General features: G+C 62.7%; 19 protein-coding genes and 1 tRNA gene. 5 read left to right on the forward strand and 15 right to left on the reverse strand.

From position 1 onward, the window contains the following. Positions 1-95: 95 nt before the first annotated feature. Entirely contained in the window at positions 96-1,088 is a 993-nt protein-coding gene (locus G7016_RS10885) for a GGDEF domain-containing protein (protein ID WP_181113921.1), read from the forward strand. Between the two features lie 9 nt (positions 1,089-1,097). On the opposite strand, the gene G7016_RS10890 is transcribed toward G7016_RS10885, so the two are convergent. The 3 genes from G7016_RS10890 to gabD form a co-directional block, all read right to left on the reverse strand. Next, complete coding sequence (locus tag G7016_RS10890) at positions 1,098-2,306, reverse strand: HDOD domain-containing protein (RefSeq protein ID WP_181113923.1); 1,209 nt, start codon at positions 2,304-2,306, stop codon at positions 1,098-1,100. A 127-nt stretch (positions 2,307-2,433) separates the two neighbouring features. Continuing rightward, the gene (gene gabT / locus G7016_RS10895; protein ID WP_181113925.1) at positions 2,434-3,711 is read right to left on the reverse strand and encodes a 4-aminobutyrate--2-oxoglutarate transaminase; all 1,278 of its coding nucleotides are present in this window, start codon (positions 3,709-3,711) and stop codon (positions 2,434-2,436) included. 120 nt (positions 3,712-3,831) lie between these two features. Then, a complete protein-coding gene (gene gabD, locus G7016_RS10900; protein WP_181113927.1) occupies positions 3,832-5,274 on the reverse strand; it encodes an NADP-dependent succinate-semialdehyde dehydrogenase in 1,443 nt (480 codons plus the stop codon). A 256-nt stretch (positions 5,275-5,530) separates the two neighbouring features. On the opposite strand from gabD, the gene G7016_RS10905 reads away from it, so the two are divergent. After that, positions 5,531-5,607 (forward strand) — tRNA-Arg (locus tag G7016_RS10905). 260 nt (positions 5,608-5,867) lie between these two features. Here the strand turns inward: G7016_RS10905 and G7016_RS10910 are convergent. Next, complete coding sequence (locus tag G7016_RS10910) at positions 5,868-7,343, reverse strand: YdgA family protein (protein WP_181113929.1); 1,476 nt, start codon at positions 7,341-7,343, stop codon at positions 5,868-5,870. A gap of 286 nt (positions 7,344-7,629) precedes the next feature. Between G7016_RS10910 and adhP the strand changes: the two genes are divergently transcribed. Further along, positions 7,630-8,655, forward strand: coding sequence for an alcohol dehydrogenase AdhP (gene adhP / locus G7016_RS10915; protein ID WP_181113931.1), 1,026 nt, complete (start codon positions 7,630-7,632; stop codon positions 8,653-8,655). A 54-nt stretch (positions 8,656-8,709) separates the two neighbouring features. Here the strand turns inward: adhP and G7016_RS10920 are convergent, their stop codons facing one another. Genes G7016_RS10920 through cydP form a run of 5 tightly spaced genes read right to left on the reverse strand, consistent with a single transcriptional unit; the run spans position 8,710 to position 12,060 of the window. Then, positions 8,710-8,997 carry a cyd operon YbgE family protein gene (locus G7016_RS10920; RefSeq protein WP_181113933.1) on the reverse strand — a complete coding sequence of 96 codons (288 nt, stop codon included), beginning with the start codon at positions 8,995-8,997 and terminating at the stop codon, positions 8,710-8,712. Next, complete coding sequence (cydX, locus tag G7016_RS10925; RefSeq protein ID WP_181113934.1) at positions 8,987-9,103, reverse strand: cytochrome bd-I oxidase subunit CydX; 117 nt, start codon at positions 9,101-9,103, stop codon at positions 8,987-8,989. The genes G7016_RS10920 and cydX overlap by 11 nt, the downstream gene beginning before the upstream one ends. An 11-nt stretch (positions 9,104-9,114) precedes the next feature. Next, a complete protein-coding gene (gene cydB / locus G7016_RS10930; RefSeq protein ID WP_181113935.1) occupies positions 9,115-10,257 on the reverse strand; it encodes a cytochrome d ubiquinol oxidase subunit II in 1,143 nt (380 codons plus the stop codon). Between the two features lie 10 nt (positions 10,258-10,267). Then, entirely contained in the window at positions 10,268-11,866 is a 1,599-nt protein-coding gene (locus tag G7016_RS10935; protein WP_181113937.1) for a cytochrome ubiquinol oxidase subunit I, read from the reverse strand. Continuing rightward, positions 11,863-12,060, reverse strand: coding sequence for a cytochrome oxidase putative small subunit CydP (gene cydP, locus G7016_RS10940; protein WP_181113939.1), 198 nt, complete (start codon positions 12,058-12,060; stop codon positions 11,863-11,865). Before cydP ends, G7016_RS10935 begins: the two co-directional genes overlap by 4 nt. A 169-nt stretch (positions 12,061-12,229) precedes the next feature. On the opposite strand from cydP, the gene G7016_RS10945 reads away from it, so the two are divergent. Together G7016_RS10945 and G7016_RS10950 are read left to right on the forward strand one after the other, a co-directional pair. After that, positions 12,230-13,336 carry a YcjF family protein gene (locus G7016_RS10945; protein ID WP_181113948.1) on the forward strand — a complete coding sequence of 369 codons (1,107 nt, stop codon included), beginning with the start codon at positions 12,230-12,232 and terminating at the stop codon, positions 13,334-13,336. Continuing rightward, entirely contained in the window at positions 13,320-14,861 is a 1,542-nt protein-coding gene (locus G7016_RS10950; RefSeq protein WP_181113950.1) for a GTPase family protein, read from the forward strand. The genes G7016_RS10945 and G7016_RS10950 overlap by 17 nt, the downstream gene beginning before the upstream one ends. 3 nt (positions 14,862-14,864) lie before the next feature. Here G7016_RS10950 and G7016_RS10955 read toward each other — a convergent pair whose 3' ends face one another. The 6 genes from G7016_RS10955 to G7016_RS10980 form a co-directional block, all read right to left on the reverse strand. Next, positions 14,865-16,343 (reverse strand): efflux transporter outer membrane subunit, encoded by a 1,479-nt coding sequence (locus tag G7016_RS10955; RefSeq protein ID WP_181113952.1) that lies wholly within the window; start codon positions 16,341-16,343, stop codon positions 14,865-14,867. Continuing rightward, positions 16,340-17,239, reverse strand: a complete 900-nt coding sequence (locus G7016_RS10960; RefSeq protein ID WP_181113954.1) for an efflux RND transporter periplasmic adaptor subunit — start codon at positions 17,237-17,239, stop codon at positions 16,340-16,342. The genes G7016_RS10955 and G7016_RS10960 overlap by 4 nt, the downstream gene beginning before the upstream one ends. Continuing rightward, positions 17,236-17,445, reverse strand: coding sequence for a DUF1656 domain-containing protein (locus tag G7016_RS10965; protein WP_181113956.1), 210 nt, complete (start codon positions 17,443-17,445; stop codon positions 17,236-17,238). The genes G7016_RS10960 and G7016_RS10965 overlap by 4 nt, the downstream gene beginning before the upstream one ends. Beyond that, on the reverse strand, positions 17,442-19,523 hold the full coding sequence (locus G7016_RS10970; RefSeq protein WP_181113985.1) for an FUSC family protein: 2,082 nt from the start codon (positions 19,521-19,523) through the stop codon (positions 17,442-17,444). The genes G7016_RS10965 and G7016_RS10970 overlap by 4 nt, the downstream gene beginning before the upstream one ends. Beyond that, on the reverse strand, positions 19,520-19,933 hold the full coding sequence (locus tag G7016_RS10975; RefSeq protein WP_181113986.1) for a MarR family winged helix-turn-helix transcriptional regulator: 414 nt from the start codon (positions 19,931-19,933) through the stop codon (positions 19,520-19,522). The genes G7016_RS10970 and G7016_RS10975 overlap by 4 nt, the downstream gene beginning before the upstream one ends. A gap of 167 nt (positions 19,934-20,100) precedes the next feature. Next, positions 20,101-20,439, reverse strand: a complete 339-nt coding sequence (locus G7016_RS10980) for a tryptophan synthase subunit beta (protein WP_181113958.1) — start codon at positions 20,437-20,439, stop codon at positions 20,101-20,103. Positions 20,440-20,482: the final 43 nt, after the last annotated feature.

Here is a 20,482-nt window from a genome sequence, read left to right on the forward strand (position 1 = left end):
GTTTTGAATCTTAGGCAGATACTCGCTGGTTCAGCGGGCCCTATCGTGGCCACTGTCGGTGGGCCAACCCTCGCCGTGTTCCGAAAGAAGCCGTGATGATGGCCAACACACAAGCTCCGTCCACATCCCTTGAGCAAATTCCCGAGGCAGCCGAAACCTTGCTGGCATTGATGCATGCCCAGGGCGAAGTCGCGCGGCTGAAGGAAAGGGAAGAGCTCTTCAGCGCCTTGCTGGTGAGCGTGAACGCCGTACTTTGGGCGTTCGACTGGGAAACCCAGCAGATGATCTACGTAAGCCCGGCTTATGAGCGGATCTTCGGTCGCTCCGCCGGGCTGCTGCTGGCCGATTACAACGAGTGGCGAGACAGCATTTATCCCGACGACCTGGATTATGCCGAGCGCAGCCTGGCCGAGGTGCTGGAAAAAGGCTCGATAGAAGACCGGGAGTATCGAATTATCCGCGCGGACGGCCAGATCCGCTGGCTCAGCGACAAATGCTTCATCAGCCATCGCCCGGAATCCGGCCAGCGGGTGATCGTGGTTGGCATCGCTGAGGACATTACCGAAAAGAAGCATCTGGAAGGAGAGCTTCAGCGCCTCGCCACCACAGACGTGCTTACGCAAAGCAGCAACCGGCGCCACTTCTTCGAGTGTGCCCACCGCGAATTCGAGCAGTCCCGGCTAAATGACACGCCCATGGCGTTCCTATTGCTGGATATCGATGACTTCAAGATGATCAACGATACCTACGGCCACCAGGACGGCGACCTGGTGCTGCAGCGCATCGCGGAAAGCGGGAAGGCCGCGCTGCGCCGGGGTGATTTGTTCGGGCGTATCGGCGGCGAAGAGTTTGCGGCGGTATTCCCTGGCTGCGCGCCGGACATGGCGCGGCAGATCGCCGAACGGCTGCAACGCGAAGTGCAGCGCTTGAGCTTCAGCCAGAACGGAAAAACCTACGGCGTGACCGTGAGCCAGGGGCTGACTAACCTGAAGGCCGACGACGAGGCGCTGGACAACCTCTATTCGCGTGCGGACGCGGCCATGTACCAGGCCAAACGGCAGGGCAAGAACCAGATCATCATGTCCTGAGCTTCGCGTTCAGCCGTTCTTGCGTAATGCCGCAAGGCTTGCGGCATCCATGCCAAGCAGGCGCGCTGCTTTGCTCTCCGCTACAGGCTTGATGTCGTCCTCTGCAGCCAGGCTCGCCAGTTGGCCCGAGAGGTTCATCACCAGCGCCGGCTTGCCGTATACCCCCATCAATGCGTAAACCGAAGCAATGAGCTCGCGAAGGTCAAGCGGCAGCCGCCAGCGGGCGCGCAGCGCCGAGCCAAAGTTCGCGCCGAACCGTTGGATAACACTTTCAACCTGCCCCTCTTCCAGCTTGCCGCCGGCCAGCTTCCATTCGTGGAGCGTGCGCAATAGCGCCAGCTCGCCCAACCGATGCAACAGGCCGGCGCAATAGCAAATCTCCTGGTCGATACCCTGTTGGCGAGCCAGGGTTCGCGCCAGCTCCGCCGTAGCCAGGGAACGCTTCCAGAACATCTGGGCGTGGTCTGTCAGCTGTGGGTCGTCCAGCCTTGCGCTGCGCTTGAGCGCCATTCCCAGAATAAGGTTCATGCTTTGGGTCGCGCCCAATCGTGTCAGCGCCTGCATCAACGTGGTAACCGGGCCTTCACGATGGCGAGCGGCACTGTTGGCCGCGGCTAGCAGCACGGCGGTGATTTGCGGGTCGGTACGGATATCCTCCTCGAGCAACCGAAGGTTCAGCGTGCGGGCCTTGAGGCTGCGCACAACGGCATCATGGACCTCGTTCATCACCGGTGCGCCATCCGAGGCCTCGCGGCGCATTTCAAGAAAGCTGTCCAACTTGAGCCCCGGTAATACGGGCGGGATTTCGCAGATTACGTGCTCACCCTCATCCAGCAGCAGCGCACTCAAGCGTTCGCGCAGGGCTTCGAAATTCACCGGTTTGGTGAGGTAGGCGGTTGGGGCCAGGGGCACTGCCTCGCGCACGCTGGTGCTGTCACCGCGGCTACTGAGCAGGATAAAGGGCAAGCCAGGCACGCTTTTATTGCCGCGACGTACGTGGCGCAATAGCTCCAGGCCGTCGGTGCCCGGCAGCTCACGGCTGGCGATGATGAGGTCTGGCGGTGTGCCCAGCGCCTGCATCGCCTGCTTGCCATCTTCATACACCTCTACCCTCGCGTCGCAACGCACGCTGAGCAGCAGTTGCATGAGCAGGTCACGGCTCCAGGGGTCTGCTTCGGCGATCAGCACCCGGGGCACGGCATTTGATGGTCCAGTCATCGAACATCTCTCCAATGGGCGGTACTGCGGTACCCGGCCACTAGAGATTTATAGGCGCCTATCCTCGGTTCTCCAAGTAAAAAACCCGCCTTTTGGCGGGTTCTTCACAGTACGAGCAAGGCTTGCCTTACAGCTCGGCGAAGCACTCTTCGAGAATGGCCAGGCCCTTCTCCAGTTGCTCGTCCGGCGCGGTCAGCGGCACGAGAATCCGCAGCACGTTGCCGTAGGTACCACACGACAGCAGGATCAGGCCTTTTTCACGCGCCTTGGCCACAACCTGGGCCACTGCAGCAGCGTTAGGCTTGTGGCTATCGCCGCCTTCGAACAGCTCTACGGCGATCATCGCACCCAGGCCGCGCACATCGCCGATCACTGGGTACTTGGCCTGAATGGCGCGCAGGCGCGACGTCAGGTGTTCGGCAACGTCCTGGCAGCGCTGCAGCAGCTTCTCTTCCTCGAACACTTCCATTACCGCCAGGGCAGCGGCGCAGCCCAGCGGGCTACCGGCATAGGTGCCACCCAGGCCGCCGGGAGCGATGGCGTCCATGATTTCGGCCTTGCCGCAAACGCCGGCCAGGGGGAAACCACCGGCGATGGATTTGGCGAAGGTGGTCAGGTCCGGGGTTACACCCATCTGTTCCATGGCGAAGAAGGTACCGGTACGGCCAGCGCCGGTTTGCACTTCGTCGGCGATCAGCAGAATGCCGTGCTGGTCACACAGCGCGCGCAGGCGCTTCATGAACTCTTTCGGGGCTACATAGAAGCCACCTTCGCCTTGGACCGGCTCAATGATGATCGCGGCGATATCACGTGGCTCGGCGTCGTTCTTGAAGATACGCTCGATGCTGGCGATGGAGTCGTCAACGCTCACGCCGTGCAGCTCGCACGGGAACTGAGCGCGGAAGATGCCGCCTGGCATCAAGCCCATGCCGGCAGAGTACGGCACAACCTTGCCGGTAAGGCCCAGGGTCATCATGGTGCGGCCGTGGTAGCCGCCGGTGAAGGCGATCACGCCAGCACGGCCAGTAGCGGCACGGGCAATCTTCACGGCGTTTTCAACGGCTTCGGAGCCGGTGGTCACCAGCAGGGTTTTCTTGGCGAAATCACCTGGCACCTTGGCGTTGATTTTTTCGCACAGCTCGACGTAAGGCTCGTAGGCCAGTACCTGGAAGCAGGTGTGGGTCAGCTTGTGCAGCTGGGCTTCGACCGCTGCGATGATTTTCGGGTGCAGGTGACCGGTGTTCAGCACCGCGATGCCGCCGGCGAAGTCGATGAATTCGCGACCTTCAACATCGGTAACGGTGGAGTTTTTCGCGTGATCGGCAAAGATCGGGTGGATCTGCCCTACGCCGCGGGGAACAGCGGCCATGCGGCGCTGCATCAGGGATTCGTTGGTCTTGCTCATGAAAACTCCTCAATCGCCGCTCATCGGCGGCGCTGATCAGGATGGCACCGCGACAAGCCTGGGCAGCATGCGATGATCGACTGCCCAGCGGTACTCAGTGCCCAGTTGTGGCTGCCGGCGTTATACGCTCAGGCAGAGGTATTTGATTTCCAGGTAATCTTCGATGCCGTACTTGGAACCTTCGCGTCCCAGGCCCGAGGCTTTCACGCCACCGAACGGCGCTACTTCGTTGGAGATAAGGCCGGTGTTGATGCCCACCATGCCGTACTCCAGTGCCTCGGCGACACGGAACACACGGCTAAGGTCGCGGGCATAGAAGTACGAAGCCAGGCCAAACTCGGTGTCGTTGGCCGCCGCAATCACTTCGGCCTCATCCTTGAAGCGGAACAGCGGGGCCAGCGGGCCGAAGGTCTCTTCCTTCGCCACGGCGGCGGTAGCCGGTACGTTCAGCAGCACGGTGGGTTCGAAGAAGTTGCCTTCCATCTGATTGCCGCCAGTGAGCACAGTGGCGCCTTTGCTCAGCGCGTCGGCGATGTGTTCCTTGACCTTGGCCACGGCTTTCTCGTCGATCATCGGGCCAGTAGTGGTGCCCTCTTCCAGGCCGTTACCGATCTTCAGCTTGGCAACCGCGGCCTTGAGCTTCTCGGCGAAGACGTCGTAGACGGCATCCTGTACATAGATGCGGTTGGCGCACACGCAGGTCTGGCCGTTGTTGCGGTACTTGGAAATCATCGCGCCTTCTACTGCCTTATCCAGGTCAGCGTCGTCGAACACGATGAAGGGTGCGTTGCCGCCCAGCTCCAGGGACACCTTCTTGATGTCTGCGGCGCACTCGGCCATCAGCTGGCGGCCAATGTCGGTGGAGCCGGTGAACGAAAGCTTGCGAACGATCGGGTTACTGGTCAGCTCGCTGCCCACTTCGCCAGCGCTGCCGGTGACCACGTTGAACACGCCTTTCGGAATGCCAGCGCGCTCAGCCAGCTCGGCCAGGGCCAGCGCCGAGTAAGGGGTTTGCGACGCAGGCTTGAGCACCATGGTGCAACCTGCGGCCAAGGCCGGGCCGGCCTTGCGGGTGATCATTGCCGCCGGGAAGTTCCACGGAGTGATAGCAGCGGTTACGCCGATGGGCTGCTTGAGCACGATCAGGCGCTTGTCTGGCTGGTGGCCAGGGATCACGTCGCCATACACGCGCTTGGCTTCTTCAGCGAACCATTCCAGGAAGGAAGCGGCATAGGCGATCTCGCCCTTGGCCTCGGCCAGCGGCTTGCCCTGCTCAAGGGTCATCAGACGGCCCAGGTCTTCCTGGTTTTCGAGCATCAGCTCGTACCAGCGGCGCAGCTTCGCCGCACGTTCCTTGGCCGTCAGGGCACGCCACGCCGGCAGCGCACGGTCAGCCGCCTCGATGGCGCGGCGGGTTTCGGCCTTGCCCATCTTCGGCACGCTGCCGAGGATCTCACCCGTAGCCGGGTTGTTGACCTTGAGGGTCTGGCCGCTGTCGGCGTCCGCCCAGGCACCATCTACGTAGGCCTGTTGGCGGAACAGTTGGGCGTCTTTAAGCTGCATGTCGGCTCCCTTGGCTGGTTTCACCTTGGCGAAACCCGAAGTGGACGGGGGTTGCCCGAGGTATGGGCGTTTGAAATCTCAAACGCATCGTAGGATCTGGGGCGTAAAAGGACAATAGCTGTTCGAAAAAAAGAACATGCGCGTGCACAGGTAAGTGGCTTTCCCTTTAACCGGCAGCGCTTACACACCGCGAAACGATGCGTAGCTCGTCAGCATAGACGGGCACCGCTGACATGGGTATCATGGCGCCCGCGTTGCACTCGTAGCTCAGCTGGATAGAGTACTGCCCTCCGAAGGCAGGGGTCATGGGTTCGAATCCCGTCGAGTGCGCCATCTTCTTCAAAAGGCTCAGGTGAAAACCTGGGCTTTTTTTGTGTCCGGGGTTCGCGCTCTGATAGAAGCGTGTTCACTAGTTCAGCAACCCGTTGAGAGCGGGACGCTCTCGGGACTAAGCAGGGACCAAGTAGGGACCAAGTCGCCTTCTAGGAGAAACGAGCCGAAACGCGTCGTTCCATGCGGCGAGAGGAGTCGCGCGACGCCATTGCCTCCAAAAGAGCCCAGACAAAACCCAGGCCCTTTTATCGCCTACCCCCTCAATGCCGCCCAACCGCCCCCATCAAAAACTGCGCGAACTGCTCGACTGTCATCTTCTGCCCATTGAAGTCTACGTTGCCGGCTTCGTAGCGCAGCGACGAGACGATGTTTTCGCCCTCAAGTTTTGCCAGCCCTTGCAGCGTGGCCATGGTGGAAGCAAGGTTGGCGGCGCCGTCGGCGTTCTGCTTCAGAGCCACAGGGTCCGTCAGGCCGCCCAGATGGCCTTGAACGGTAACGAGGTCGCGGATGGTGCCTTTGGCCACGGACAGCTGCGCGTCGACCTTGGAGACCATTTGTTGCGCCAGTAACTCACCCGGCAGGTCGAGGTTCGCGGGGCGCGCGAGGTCGAGGGAAACGTTGAGATGGCTCTCGCCCGTGGCGGTTTTCAGCCCCAGCGGTTGCAGCTCCACATGAGGCCGGCCATCCAGAAGCTTTTCGAGGTTGGTTTGCAGTTCCGCCTGCTGCGTTGGCGTCAGTTGCAGCCGCAGCGGCACTTGCGCCTGAGACGCCGCCGCTGCCTGGGGCGCGACCACGTACTGATAAAAATGCGTAAGGTTGCGGCTGGCTTCGATGTCCAGGTTATCGAACACCCAGCGCATCTGCCCACTGCCGATGGGCTTGTCGCCAATGCTCACGGCCTCGAAGCGGTAGTCTCCCGAACCCTTGAGCTTGCCGCTCAGCTCTTCGAGCGAGCCCTCGGCGGTGAGGTTGTTCACCTTGAACAATGGTTTGCCGGGCGCGGTAGCGGCCATGCTGTCGATGCGCAGCGAACTGTTGCCCAGATAGAAGTCCGAAGCGCCCTTGATACCACCGGTGTGGAATTTGAAGCCTTGCATCAACAAGGTCATCGGCCGTGCAGGGTCGCTGGCGGTGAATTCGAGGCTGTCCGTTTGAACGTCCACCTCCAGCTTCTTCGCATCGAGGCTGCCGCGCTGCACCCCTTGCATACCGGAAAACTTGAACGTGCCCTGCGGCGCCTGCCATTGGCCGGGCAGTATGTTTACCTGGCTTTCCAGGTTACGGCTATAGCTGATAGCGGCGTGCGCCTGGACCGGGGATTCGCCCGGCGGCGTGCCAAACAGTTGAGCCAGGCCGTCGCTTCCCTGCACGCGTACATTCATCGCAACCATCACCGGCAGCAACTTCAGCTGCTTCACGCGGGACCATGGGAACGGGCCGTGCTCGATGTCCGCCACGGAATCGACCTGCAAAGGCTGCCCGCCGTTGAAACCCGGGCTTTGCACGGTCATCACGTAGTGGGCGGTACTGGTGAACAGCCTGCGCTCGAAACTCGTCATCTCGAGGGTGCCTGTGGCGCCATAGCCCGCCAGCGCCTCTTTGAACTGCTTGTTGCCGTCGACCACCTGCTGGCGCAGCAAAGGCTCGACTTGCGTACCGGTGTACCACGCCACGCCGGTGGTGCCTGCGGCGATGATGATCAGGGCGCCAACGGCGATAGGTAGGGTTTTGCTCATGGGAAAAGCTGCTCCTTGCGTTAAGCCGCACAGCTTTCCATGAAAGCGACCGGAAGGCACGAACGGCGTATCGATTCGGGGCAATTACTGCCCTGGATCAATAACAGGATGTGTCAACAACGGCACAGTGTGGCGGCGAGGCGTGGCGGCGTTGGCACAGCGATCACTACCCTTGCCCCTACCCCGCCCGCGCCAGAGCCTTCCATGGAGCTGGCTCAGGGTTTGCTCGACAGGCAGTGCGTCGAGACGCGCGTTGTTCTTCAGATCCCTTCCAAAGGAACGATCCATGACTACAACAATGAAAGCCGCCGTCGTTCATGCCTTCGGGCAACCGCTGTCCATTCGGGAAGTTCCCGTGCCCCAGCCGGGCCCAGGGCAGTTGCTGGTGAAGATCGCCGCATCCGGCGTGTGCCATACCGACCTGCATGCCGCCGAAGGGGACTGGCCGGTCAAACCCAACCCGCCGTTCATCCCGGGCCACGAAGGCGTGGGCCATGTGGTGGCGGTAGGCGCCGGGGTCAAGCACGTGAAAGAAGGGGACCGCGTTGGCGTACCTTGGCTGTATTCCACCTGCGGCCACTGCGAGCACTGCCTGGGGGGCTGGGAAACGTTGTGCGAAACCCAGCAGAACACCGGCTATTCGGTGAACGGTGGCTTTGCCGAATACGCCCTCGCTGATGCCAACTACGTGGGCCGCTTGCCCGACAACGTCGGCTTTGTGGAGATAGCCCCGGTGCTGTGCGCGGGCGTCACGGTGTACAAGGGCCTGAAAATGACCGAAACCAAGCCTGGGCAGTGGGTCGTGATTTCCGGCATTGGTGGCCTTGGCCATATGGCGGTGCAATACGCCAAGGCCATGGGGATGAACGTAGCGGCTGTGGATATCGACGACGGCAAGCTGGAGCTCGCTCGCCGCCTGGGTGCCGAGGTGACCGTGAATGCCCGTGAGCTGGACCCGGCGCGCTACCTCAAGGAGCAGATCGGCGGCGCCCATGGGGCATTGGTCACGGCGGTGTCGCCAAAGGCCTTCGAGCAGGCCATGGGGATGACGCGCCGTGGTGGCACCATTGCGCTCAACGGCCTGCCGCCCGGTGACTTCCCCCTTTCGATCTTCGACATGGTGCTTAATGGCACCACGGTAAGGGGCTCGATCGTGGGCACCCGACAGGACCTGCAAGAGGCGCTGGATTTTGCTGGCGAAGGCAAGGTGCGGGCGACGGTGAGCACTGACCGCCTGGAGAATATCAACGATGTTTTCGAGCAGATGCGCCAAGGCAAGATCGAGGGCCGCGTGGTGATCGATATGCAGTGACCCCTGCCGCTGTACCGGCGCTGCGGCTGAATAACCGCGGCGCCCGCAAGCCGTTCAGGTAAGCAGCAGGTAACCCATCAGCATCAACGGCCAAGCCACCACGGGGCTGAACAACCCACGCCAAACCAGTGCCCGTGGATCAAAGCCCACACCGTGCACAAAGCCTGCGCTGATACCCCACATCGCCAAGGCCAGCAGGCCATGGCTATAGCGGCCATCCGCGTCGAGCAGCGCCAGCGGGTGCAGCAGCATTACCAGGCTAAGCGGCACTGCCAGCAGCAACGACAGTACACGGCTGGGCGTGGACGCCAGGCTGCGGGCAACCAGCGACCTAGCGTTCATCCTGTGCATCCCGCTCCAGGCAACCCGCCCCCTCCAGCCACAGGGCATTGATGATTCCAAAGCTGCAGGCGAGCAGTACGCCAAGCATCCAGGCGAAATACCACATGGTCAGGCTCCTCAATAAAGGCCGTGGGGGTTACGGTCGATGTGCGCGGGAGTGACTTTCCCCCAGAGTTTCCAATAGCACCACAGGGTGTACATCAGGATGACCGGCACGAAGATCCCCGCCGCGACGGTCATGATGCTGAGCGTGGTGCGGCTGGATACCGCGTCCCACACGGTAAGGCTGGAGGCGGGGTCGATGCTGGAAGGCATCACGAAGGGGAACAGTGCGAACCCGGCGGTGCATAAGGTGCCGACAATAGTGAGGGTAGTGCCGAGGAAGGCCATGGCCCCTCGCCTCAATGTGGCAGACAGCAGCGCCAGGCAAGCACCCAGTACACCCAGCAAGGGCGCCGCCGCGGTGTAGGGATATAGCCGGTAGTTGGCCATCCAGCCGGGGTTGCCGCTTTGTACATATTTCGCCATTGGGTTGAGCGCGGCGCCCAGGTCGAGGCCCTTACCTAACACCAGCCCGTGGATCGAGCCCATCGCCAACCACACGCCTGCGCCAATGAAGGCCGCCATATACAGCGCGCCGAACCCTAATACCGCGCGGCGTGCGCGCTCGGCCATCACGCCATCCGTGCGGATCATCAGCCAGCTACCGCCATGTGCGGCGAGCATCGCCAGGCTGACTACGCCGGCCAGTAAGCCGAAGGGGCTCAGCAGTTGCCAGAAAGTTCCGTGGTAGCTGGCTCGCAGTGTGTCATCGAAGCGGAACGGCACGCCCAGCAGCAAATTGCCGAAAGCGACGCCGAACACCAGCGAAGGCACCACGGCCCCTGCGCATAGCGCCCAGTCCCAGCTTTGCCGCCACCGGGTGTTCTGCACCTTGCTGCGGTAGTCGAAGCCGACCGGCCGTACAAACAATGCGAAGAGCACCAATAGCAGCGCCCAGTAGAAGCCCGAGAATGCCGCCGAATACACCAGCGGCCAGGCAGCAAACAGCGCGCCGCCTGCCGTTATCAACCAAACCTGGTTGCCATCCCAGTGGGGGGCGATGGCGTTGATGACCACGCGCCGTTCCCAATCGTTGCGGCCCACCAGCGGTAGCAACAGCATGGCGCCCAGATCGAAACCGTCGGCTACCGCGAAACCGATCAGCAATACCCCTACGATCACCCACCACAGCAGCTTCAGCGTTTCGTAATCAAACATGATCGGCTCCTCAGGCAGCAGCCAGCGTGTCGGTCGGGGTAGGCACAGGCGCGGGCGAGTGCCCCTGCTCGAAGTGATAGCGCCCGGTGTGAAGGCTGCTTGGGCCCAGGCGAGCGAACTTGATCATCAGGTACATCTCGATCACCAGCAGCACGGTGTAGAAGGCCACCAGCGCCAGCAGCGAGCCCCACACGTCCGCAGCGGTGAGCGTAGAGGCAGATAGATGCGTGGGCAGCACTTCGCCGATGGACCACGGCTGGCGGCCATGCTCGGCCACGTACCAGCCAGTCTGCGTCGCTACCCACGGCAGTGGCAGGCTGAACAGCGCCCACTTGAGCAACCACCGGCGGCGATGCTCAGCTTTTTGAGCAGAGGCCCAGAACGCGACGATGAACAATGCCAGCATCAATACGCCGCTCAGCACCATCAGCCGGAACGTCCAGAAGATCGAGGCCACACCCGGGATCGAATCCAGGGCTGCTTGCTTGATCTGTTCGTCGTTGGCATCCACTACCTTATCGGTGTATTTCTTGAGCAGCAGGCCATAACCCAGGTCGCCCTTCACCGCGTCGAAAGCTTCACGAGTTTCAGTGCTGCGGTCACCGGCGCGCAGTTTGCTCAACAGTTCATAAGCGGTCATGCCGTTGCGGATGCGGCTTTGATGCTCGATGACCAAGTCCTTGATACCGGTGACCGGCGTGTCCACCGAGCGGGTCGCGATAATGCCCATCACGTACGGGATCTTTACCGCATAGTCGGTGCGCTGCTCGGCCTGGTTCGGCAGCCCGAACAGCGTGAACGCCGCCGGCGCCGGCTCGGTTTCCCACTCGGCTTCGATTGCGGCAAGCTTGGTCTTCTGCACGTCCCCGATCTCATAACCGGACTCGTCGCCCAGCACGATCACCGACAGGATGGAGGCCAGGCCGAACGCTGAAGCGATCGCAAACGAACGGCGGGCAAAGGCAACGTCGCGGCCTTTGAGCAGGTAGAAACTGGAGATAGCCAGCACGAACACCGCACCGGTGACATAGCCGGAGGCGACGGTGTGCACGAACTTCACCTGAGCCACCGGGTTGAATACCAGCGCCGAGAAGCTGGTGAGCTCCATGCGCATGGTTTCGTAGTTGAACGCGGCGCCTACAGGATTTTGCATCCAGCCGTTGGCGATCAGAATCCACAGCGCCGACAGGTTCGATCCCAGTGCCACCAGCCAGGTCACCGCCAGGTGCTGCCGCCGCGAGAGGCGATCCCAGCCGAAGAAGAACAGGCCGATGAAGGTCGATTCGAGGAAAAACGCCATCAGGCCTTCGATCGCCAGCGGGGCGCCGAAGATATCGCCCACGTAGTGACTGTAATAGGCCCAGTTGGTACCGAACTGGAACTCCATGGTCAGGCCGGTGGTAACGCCCAGCGCGAAGTTGATACCGAAAAGCTTGCCCCAGAACTGGGTCATGTCCTTGTAAACCTGCTTGCCGGTCATGACATACACCGACTCCATGATCGCCAGCAGGAACGCCATGCCCAAGGTGAGCGGCACGAACAGAAAGTGGTACAGCGCCGTCATGGCGAACTGTAGCCGGGAGAGGTCGACAACCGATTCGGTAATCATCGTTGAGGTTTCTCGGAAGCGTCGGGAACTGAGCCAAGCAGGTGCTGGCCGACTTTTGCGCTATCGCCCGCGATGGGCGCCGGTACCTCGAACCACAGGGCCCGGATACCCAGGAGCAGAACAAGCTTGAGCAGCAGGATCACGGCGATTTCCCGGGCCAAAGGCTGTTTGAGAACGTCGAAATGTGCGGCCATCGCGGATACTCTTGGGGGTGCGGGCATTGTGCTCGGCGCTGCCGCAGGCACGTTGACCCAAGTCAATTTTCGCCGCGCCGCCGCTGCGGCAGGGTGCCGCACCCTGCACCCAAGGACCTTTCTTCAGCGCAACGGGCCTAAGCCCCATGCCCGACCGGAAGCCACCACCATGAGCCTGCTCGACCGCGTTTACCGAACGCTGAACCCCGAAGCGAACCCGGCGCTGGAAACCGCCTTCGAGCGCAGCGAAGGGCAACTGCCCACCCTCTGGCTGCTGGGCAAGACCGGCGCGGGCAAATCCTCCCTGGTGCGCGCGCTGACGGGCCTTGACCAGGTAGAGGTCGGCGCGGGGTTTCGGCCCTGCACCATGGCCTCGGCCCGTTATGCCTACCCCACGGACACACCAGTAATGGCCTTCATGGATACGCGAGGCCTGGCTGAAGCGGATTACGATGCCGAAGCCGACCTGGCCCACCTCGAACAGAACAGCCACGCCCTGATTGTGGTGATGAAGGCCGAGGACCCGGAACAGTCGCAGGTGCTGGAGGCGCTCAAGCAGATCCGCCGCTCCGGCAAGATCCGCGAAATACTGCTGGTGCACACCGGCGTGCAGCAGATCAGCGACCCGGGTGAGCGTGACCGCTGCATCGCTCGCAACCAGCGCCAGGTCGAGCAGGCCTGGGGGCCGGTAGAAAGCGTAACCGTGGATTTTCTAGGCGCAGACGGCCAGCCGTACGGGCTGCAGGCCCTTACGGAAAAACTTGGCGCTCGCCTGCCGATCGTCACCGAGCTGTTCGACGACCAAGGGCACGCGGATGTGGAAGAACGCAACTTCCAGCGCCTCAAGAAAGAAGTGATGTGGTATGCCGGAGCGGCGGGCGCGGCCGATGCGCTACCGGCCGTAGGGTTGGTAGCGGTGCCCACCCTGCAGCTCAAGATGCTGCATAGCCTTGCCAACCGGTACGGCCTGACTTACAACCGGCGGCTGCTGGCTGAGTTCGCCGCGGCATTGGGCACTGGCTTCGGCTTGCAATACGCCTCGCGGCTGGGGCTGCGCCAGTTGATGAAGCTGATCCCGGTGGTAGGCCAGACCGTGGGCGGCGCCTCTGCGGCAGTAGCAAGTTACGGGTTCACCTATGCCCTCGGGCGCGCCGCCTGCATGTACTTCTATCGCTTGTCGCGGGGCGAGCCCATCACGGCGGCCGAGGTGCAGGCCCTGTACAAGCAAGCCTTTGAACACATCCTTCCGGTGGCGCGTAATGAAAAGAACCTTTAGTGGCCTGGCAGCGCTCACGCGGCTGTCAGACCGGGTTATGCCCTATGCCCTGCTTTCGGTGGTGCTGCCGGTGCTGGTGCTGGCCGGTTTCGGGCTGTATGCAGTGGTGCGCTACGGCTACATCCTGCACCTGATTCTGGTGTTGCTGGCGTGTACCTTGCTCAGCAGCCTGGGCCTGCTGCTGGCACGCCGCCAATTCGGCCAGCGAGTGGGCCCCGCTGTGAAAGAGGCGCTCGAAGCCACCCCGCGCACGCCCGACTACTGGCGCGCCCAGGACCGGGAGGTGCAGCAGGCGCTGATCCCGGAACTCAAGGAACTGGTCGCCACGGACTTCCCTTGGCAAGCCCTGCCGCAGAGCGGCCTGGCCGTGGTGCGGCTGGTGGCGGCCCGCTATGACGAACGCTCCGCCCGCGCTCACTGGGCCTTTACCGCACCGGAGTTGCTGGCTATCGTGGAACAGGTCAGCCGGCGTTATCGCCGTGTGCTCAAGGCCCATGTGCCAGGCGTGGAACACCTGCGTATATCCACGCTGATGAACCTCAATGAGCAGGTTGAACGCTACGGCCCATTGGCACGCAAGGTGTTCAACCTGTACCGGGCGGCACGTCTGATTTCGCCTCAGGGGCTGGTGGCCGAAGCGCTTACGCAAATCCGCGGCGAGGTATTCAGCGGCCTGAGCGATGAGCTGCAAAGCCGTTTGAAGTACCTGTTGTTGATGGAGGTGCTGCGGGCGGCGATCGACCTCTATGGCGGGCACTTCCGACTGGAGGATGACCAACTGCAACAGGCCCGTGTGACGGCCCGCGACGAGGAGCGCAAGGCGCCACCGCTGAACCCGGTTCGCATCGGGCTGGTCGGCCAGGTAGGCGCTGGCAAGTCTTCCTTGATCAATGCGCTGACCGGCAGCTTGAATGCCGAGGTGAGCGCATTGCCCGCCACCGATGGCGTGGCGGTCTATGAGTGCATGATCGAAGGCGCGCCCAACATTCGCTTGATTGACCTGCCGGGGTTGGACGGCACCGAGGCTGTAGAAAAGCTGGTGTTCAAGGAAGCGCGTGAATGCGACCTGCTGCTGTGGACGCTCAAGGCCAACCAGCCGGCGCGGGCGCTGGACCGGCAGTTTCGCGAAAAGCTGAAAGCCTGGTTCGCCCGCCCTGAAAACCTTGGCCACGAACCGCCGGCGATCCTCGCCGTACTCACCCAGGCGGACCGGTTGGTGCCGGGGGGCAGCTGGCCCGCGGGCAGCGCGTTGGAGGAAGGCAGCAAGGCCGCGCGTGCGGTGCAGGAGGCAGGCGCCTATAACAGCCAACTGCTCGACCTACCCGACTGGATAGGCGTGGCGTTGCCGCAGCAGCAGCCCGCATACGGCCTGGCCGAGTTGCAGCAGGGGCTGCAGGCGCTTTATGCCAAGGCCGTGAACGTGCAACTCAACCGCCGCCGCCGAGAAGCCGGCGGGTTCTCGGTGAGCCGCGAGCTGGAGCGGATCAAGCGCGGCGCCAAGGGTGTGTTCAGTTTGTTGCGCTAGCTCTTATTCGCGAGCTCCGCCTGCGGCTTCGGCGGATGGCCGTCCCCGTGCTCCCACAGTAGCCGGCGCGCTTTCCCACCCCCCGCCCAGCGCCAGGAACAGGTTGATCTGTTCCATGGCCACCCGGGTATTCGCTTCTGCCAGCTGCGCTCGAGCCGTGGTGTAGGTGCGGGTGGCTTGCAGGTCTTCGAGGAAGGATTGCCGGCCGGCCAGGTAGAACTGATGGGACTGGTCCGCGGCCTGATGGGCGGAGCGCTCGGCTTCGGCCAAGGCGTCGCGGCGTTCCAGCACTGCGGCATAAGTAGACAGGCTGGTCTGGGCTTCACGTACCGCGTTGAGCACCACCCCATCGAAGCTTGCCAACGCGCCTTGGGTCGCAGCTTCGGCCTCGCGTATGCGGGCGCGAGCCCCATTGGTAGGGATGGTCCAGCTGATCAGCGGGCCGAAGCCCCAGCGGTTGGTGGAAGGGTCGCCCAGCTCATCGAGAATGCCCACCGTGCCAACCGTGGCGCCGATGCTGATGTCCGGGTAAAGCTGACCGGTCGCCACACCAATGCGTGCCGTGGCGGCCGCCAGTTGCCGTTCGGCGCGGCGTACATCGGGCCTACGCTTGAGCAGCGTGGCGCCGTCCCCTACCGGCAACAGTTGGGCGATATGGGGCAACTCGGCGCAGTCCCCTACGCCAGCCGGCAATTGCTCAACGGGTTTGGCCAGCAGCATGGACAACCGGTACAACCCGGCGGCGCGCTCGGCCTGGTAGCGGGGTAACTCGGCGCGCAACGATTTGAACTGGGTTTGTGTGCGCGTCACCTGGGTTTCATCGCCACGGCCTGCGTCGCGCAGCCGTTGCGCCAGGTTCACGCCTTGTTGCTGCAAGTCGAGGGAATGCAGCGCGATATCACGTTCTTCATTCGCCGCGCATACCTGGGTATACGCACGTACCACGTCAGCCACCACAGTGATGCGAGCGGTATCGGCGGCCGCCTGGGCAGCATCGGCATTGGCGTTGGCGGCTTCCACGCCACGCTTGAGCGTGCCCCACAGGTCGAACTCATAAGAGGTTTTGATCGACGCCGCGCCAATGTTCGCCACGGGCACTTTTTCGGTCAGCAAAAAGGCTTGGCCGGACTCCTGCAACCGCTGCGCCTCGGCGCTCACACTGGCGTTGAAGCCACCCTCGGCTTCGGCCTGTTCGGTCTGGAAGCGAGCCCGCGCAATGTTCGCGGCCGCTACGCGCAGGTCGGTGTTGGAGGCCAATGCCTCACGCACCAACTGATCCAGGCGCGGATCGTGATACAGCTGCCACCAATTGGCAGGTACTGGCGCAGACACCACGTTGGGATTGCCTTCGCCCAGCTTCGCCTGAAGGTCCGGGCGGTTGACGGCTGCGGTACTGGGCAACTGGTAATCCGGGCCCACGGTCTGGCAGGCCGCGAGGCTGGCCAACGCGGCCAGCGCCAAGGCACGCAAGGCAGTACTCATTGCGCCGCTCCTTGCTGGCCTGCCGCCGGTGCGTCGTCCAGCAATGACACCGTGGCCGTACGGCCAGCGATCATGCGGAAATCCGCGGGTACTTGGTCGAACGCGATCCGCACCGGGATACGCTGGGCCAAGCGCACCCAGCTGAAGGCCGGGTTTACGTTTGGCAGCAGGTTGCTGCCGCTGCTGCGGTCGCGGTCTTCGATACCCGCCGAGATGCTTTGCACGGTACCGCTCAACCGCGCGGTATCGCCCATCACCCGAATATCCACGGCTTGGCCGATGTGGATATGCGGCAGCTTGGTTTCCTCGAAGTACCCATCAATGTGATAGGAGTCGCTATCCACCACCGACAGCACCGGCCGGCCGGCCGCCACGAATTCATGCTCGCGCGGGGCGCGGTCGTTCACGTAGCCGTTCACCGGGCTGCGGATCACGGAACGGTCCAGGTTCAATTGGGCGGCGTCCACAGCTACCTGAGCCTCAAGCACGGCGGCCTGGGCGCGCGCTTCGCGGGACTGGCTTTCTTCCAGTTGCTCCTTGGCCACCAGGTTGCCCAGCCCACGGTTGCGCTTGTTCTCGCGCTGCGCCTGGGCGAGCGTTTCCCTGCGATCGGCCAACCCCGCCTGAGCTTGGCGAAGGGCAAGGCGGAAGCGGTCCTGGTCGATAGTGAACAGTACGTCGCCGCGCTTCACCAGTTGGTTGTCATGTACTGGTACCTGCTCGATCAGGCCGGAAACGTCCGGCGCGATCTGCACGATATCGGCGCGGATGTGCCCGTCTCGGGTCCAGGGCGCGAACATGTAATACATCACCATCCGCCATACCAGCACCACGGCGAGGGCGACTACGATCAAGGTGAGAAAAAAGCGACCAAACGTCAGCAAAGGTTTTTTCATGTCATCAGGCTTCGGCAGATTACGTCTACTGCGCTGAGCAGCACGGTGTAGAGGGCAATGTTGAAAAGGGCCCGGTGCCAGACCAGGCGGTAGAAGTGCAGCCGGTTGAGCACGGCATGCACGCCTAGAAAGAGCACGTAGGCAATGGCCATGATGCCTAGCAGGGTGGGCAGGAAGATCCCGCCGATATCCAGTTCACCGATCACAGCGGGGCTCCGTCGATACCATAGGGCGGTTGTTCCTCGGCTTGGTCGCCCTCCACCACTACCTCGGTGCCAGGCAACAACGCGAGGCGCAATCCACTCAGCGCGAGCAACAGATGAGGACAGGCTTCGGCGTCCAGGCAACTATTGAGCGCGCGCCGGGCGCGGTCCATGGTTCTCAAGCTGGCCATGGGTGGCGGCAATCGCTCACCGGCCTTGAGGTTGGCGGCGAAATACGCAGCGACTTCGCTCACCACCTGCTTGAGCAACACCTGCGCGCTGCTATCCACCCGGCGCGCATAGGCGAGGATGTCCAGCAAGTTGAGCGCCACGCGCACGTCGCGCAGGGCACCGCCGGTGTCCTGGCCCACCTGGCCCAGGCGCGGCAGCAATTGCATCAGGCGGTCGAGCAAACGCACGGCCATTTGCCGATGTTCCTGCAACGTGCCGGGCTCGCCCAGGCGGGTGATGTCCTGCCAGCCGAAACGCGTGAGGCGGCGGGCGGCGGCTTCGGTGCCGAAGGGGCGCACCACAAGGGTCCAGCAGAAGGCAAACAACAACCCGGCCGGGCCCGCGATATTGCCATTGATGAAGCTCATGAAGTCGGCGTCGTATTGGCTCTGAATGCTGATAAAGGTAGAGCTGTTGACGATGGTCAGCAGGGTTCCCAGATAGAACTTCGGTTGCACCGTGAGTGCGCCGATCCAGATGAAAGGCACCGCGAACGCCAGAACCAGCATGGCGAAATCGTGCAGGTTGGGCAGTACCAGGAACAGGTACAGGCCAGACAGCACTACCGACACCATGGTCCAGAAGAAGAACCGGTAGATCTGCGGGGCAGGGTCGTCCATGGAGGCGAAGAAGCTGCACGAAACGGCCGCCAGGATGACTGCACTGGCGCCGTCGGCCCAGCCGGTCAGTATCCAGATAGTCGAGGCGGCAGCGATCGCGGTCACCGACGACATGGCGGAATAGAACATCAGGCCGCGGTCGAAGAACGGCGTAAGGCGGCCGAGGCGCCAGTGCCGATACACGGCCTTCCAGGGCTCGCGCTGCTCATTGCGGATGGCCAGGTGGAGCGTGCGGCAGTCCTGCCAGAGGTCGGCCCACTCTTCCAGGCGATACAAGGCATTGGCCAGTAGCAGTTGCTGCCGATCCGCCAGAGCTTCGGGAGCGGGGCGCACCTGGTCGATATGATGATGCAGGGCCTGCCAGGCCGCTTCGCTGGGGTTGTCGCCGCTGGACGCCAGCCAATGCTGAGCGTGTTCAAGCACGGGCGCCATACGGGCGGCGAGTTCTGGCGTACGGCGCTCCAGCGCCACCAGCGCGTCGTCCAGCGCGTCGATGGTCGGCAGCAAGTGGATCATCCGCCCGCGTAATTCCTTTCGGTTACGCACGCTCTGCGGTGTAGCGCCTTCGTGGGGCAACTGGCCGATCATCTGCTCCAGCGAATTGAACGTCACGACCATCGACGAACGCAGCGGCCCTACTTCGTCAGCGCTCACGCTACGTGACAAGTAGCGCAGGCTGTAGGCATCCGCCTCGCTGAACCACTTGTCCAGCGCGCCTGCGACCACAGGGGCCAGGCGGCGCGGCCAGAAGATGGCGCCCACCACAGCGGCGCAAACGATGCCGATGAAAATTTCCTGAGTACGCGAAGAGGCTACGTCGAATACCGCCGACGGGTTATCGACCACCGGCAACGCGATCATGGGCATGGTGTAGCCAGCCAGCATCAAGGCATAGAAGTTGGCGGTGCGAAGGTGCAACGACAGGAACAGTAATGTACCTGTCCACAGCGACACCACGATCACCAGCAACACCGGCGCCTGCACGAACAGCGGCACCAGCAACACGGCCGCGCTGGCCCCCAGCAACGTCCCTAGGAAGCGATACACCGCCTTGGAGCTGGTGGGCCCTACGTAAGGGCTGGAAACGATGTACACCGTGGCCATGGCCCAATAGGGCCGGGGCATCTCCAGCTTGAGCGCGATGTACAGCGCCAGCATCGAGGCGGAGAAGGTGCGTACGCCATACCACCAGTCCTGCGCAGGTGGCAGGTCGCTGAAAAAACCTTTCAGGAAGCCCATACGGCGGACCCCTGCCCTGCTTCTTCGAACGCCCTCACTACGCGCAGTGCGGCTTCGAGGTCGGCCTTGTCGACGTTTTTAAGCACATCCCGGCGCAGCCGCACCAGCTCGCCCTCGATAGCCTCGGCCAACTCCCGCCCTTGTGGGGTGAGGCTCAGGGCCTTGGCGCGGCGGTCGGTGGTGTCTTCGGTGCGCTGCACAAAGCCTTGCGCGCACAGCTGGTCGAGCAGGCGCACCAGCGAGGGGCTTTCAAGGCCTGAAGCATGCGCCACGGTCACCTGCCGCACGCCGTCGCCCAGGCGCACGATGGCCAGCAGCGGTACCGCGCACGCTTCGGAGATGCCGTAGTTGGCCAGGGTGGTCTGGCAGATCCGCCGCCAATGCCGGGCCGCTACGACCATGCCGCTACTGATGTTGAGCTGGAGCTTGTCGAGAGTGTTCACAGGCGCCACATAATTGATAGGTTGCTAACTATCAATACTCGATCAAGTCCGTTGTGTAGTCAATAGTTACAAATTGCCACAGCGATGGATGGCCGACCGAACGTTCTTGCGGGCAAAAAACGGCCTCAGATGAGGCCGGTTTCTTCGTCGTTGATCAGCCGGCTTAGCCCGCCGAGGGCTTCACGCGCCTGGGTACGGTCCATCAGCTTGGCCTGGGCGGCGGGCGGCAAGTCGGTGATGCGTATCACCCCTTTGCTGGTGAGTAACTGGATAAGGTCATCGAGCACCCGCACCATGTCCAGGTCGCTTTGCTGCAAAGCCTTCAGGCTGGTTTCCACGGCTTCGCTGCTGAACCAGGCCTGGATATCCAGGTGGTCGGCGGCGAGGGTTTCGCTGTAGCCCGAAAATTCCGTGGGCTGCACCCGAACGAGGCGGCCTTCGGCGTTGCGCTGGACGTAAAACATCTATGAACCCTCTTGTTCGGCGTTACGCCTTTGGCCCGGCAAC

The organism is Pseudomonas japonica, assembly GCF_013522925.1.
Taxonomy (GTDB): Bacteria; Pseudomonadota; Gammaproteobacteria; order Pseudomonadales; family Pseudomonadaceae; genus Aquipseudomonas; species Aquipseudomonas japonica_A.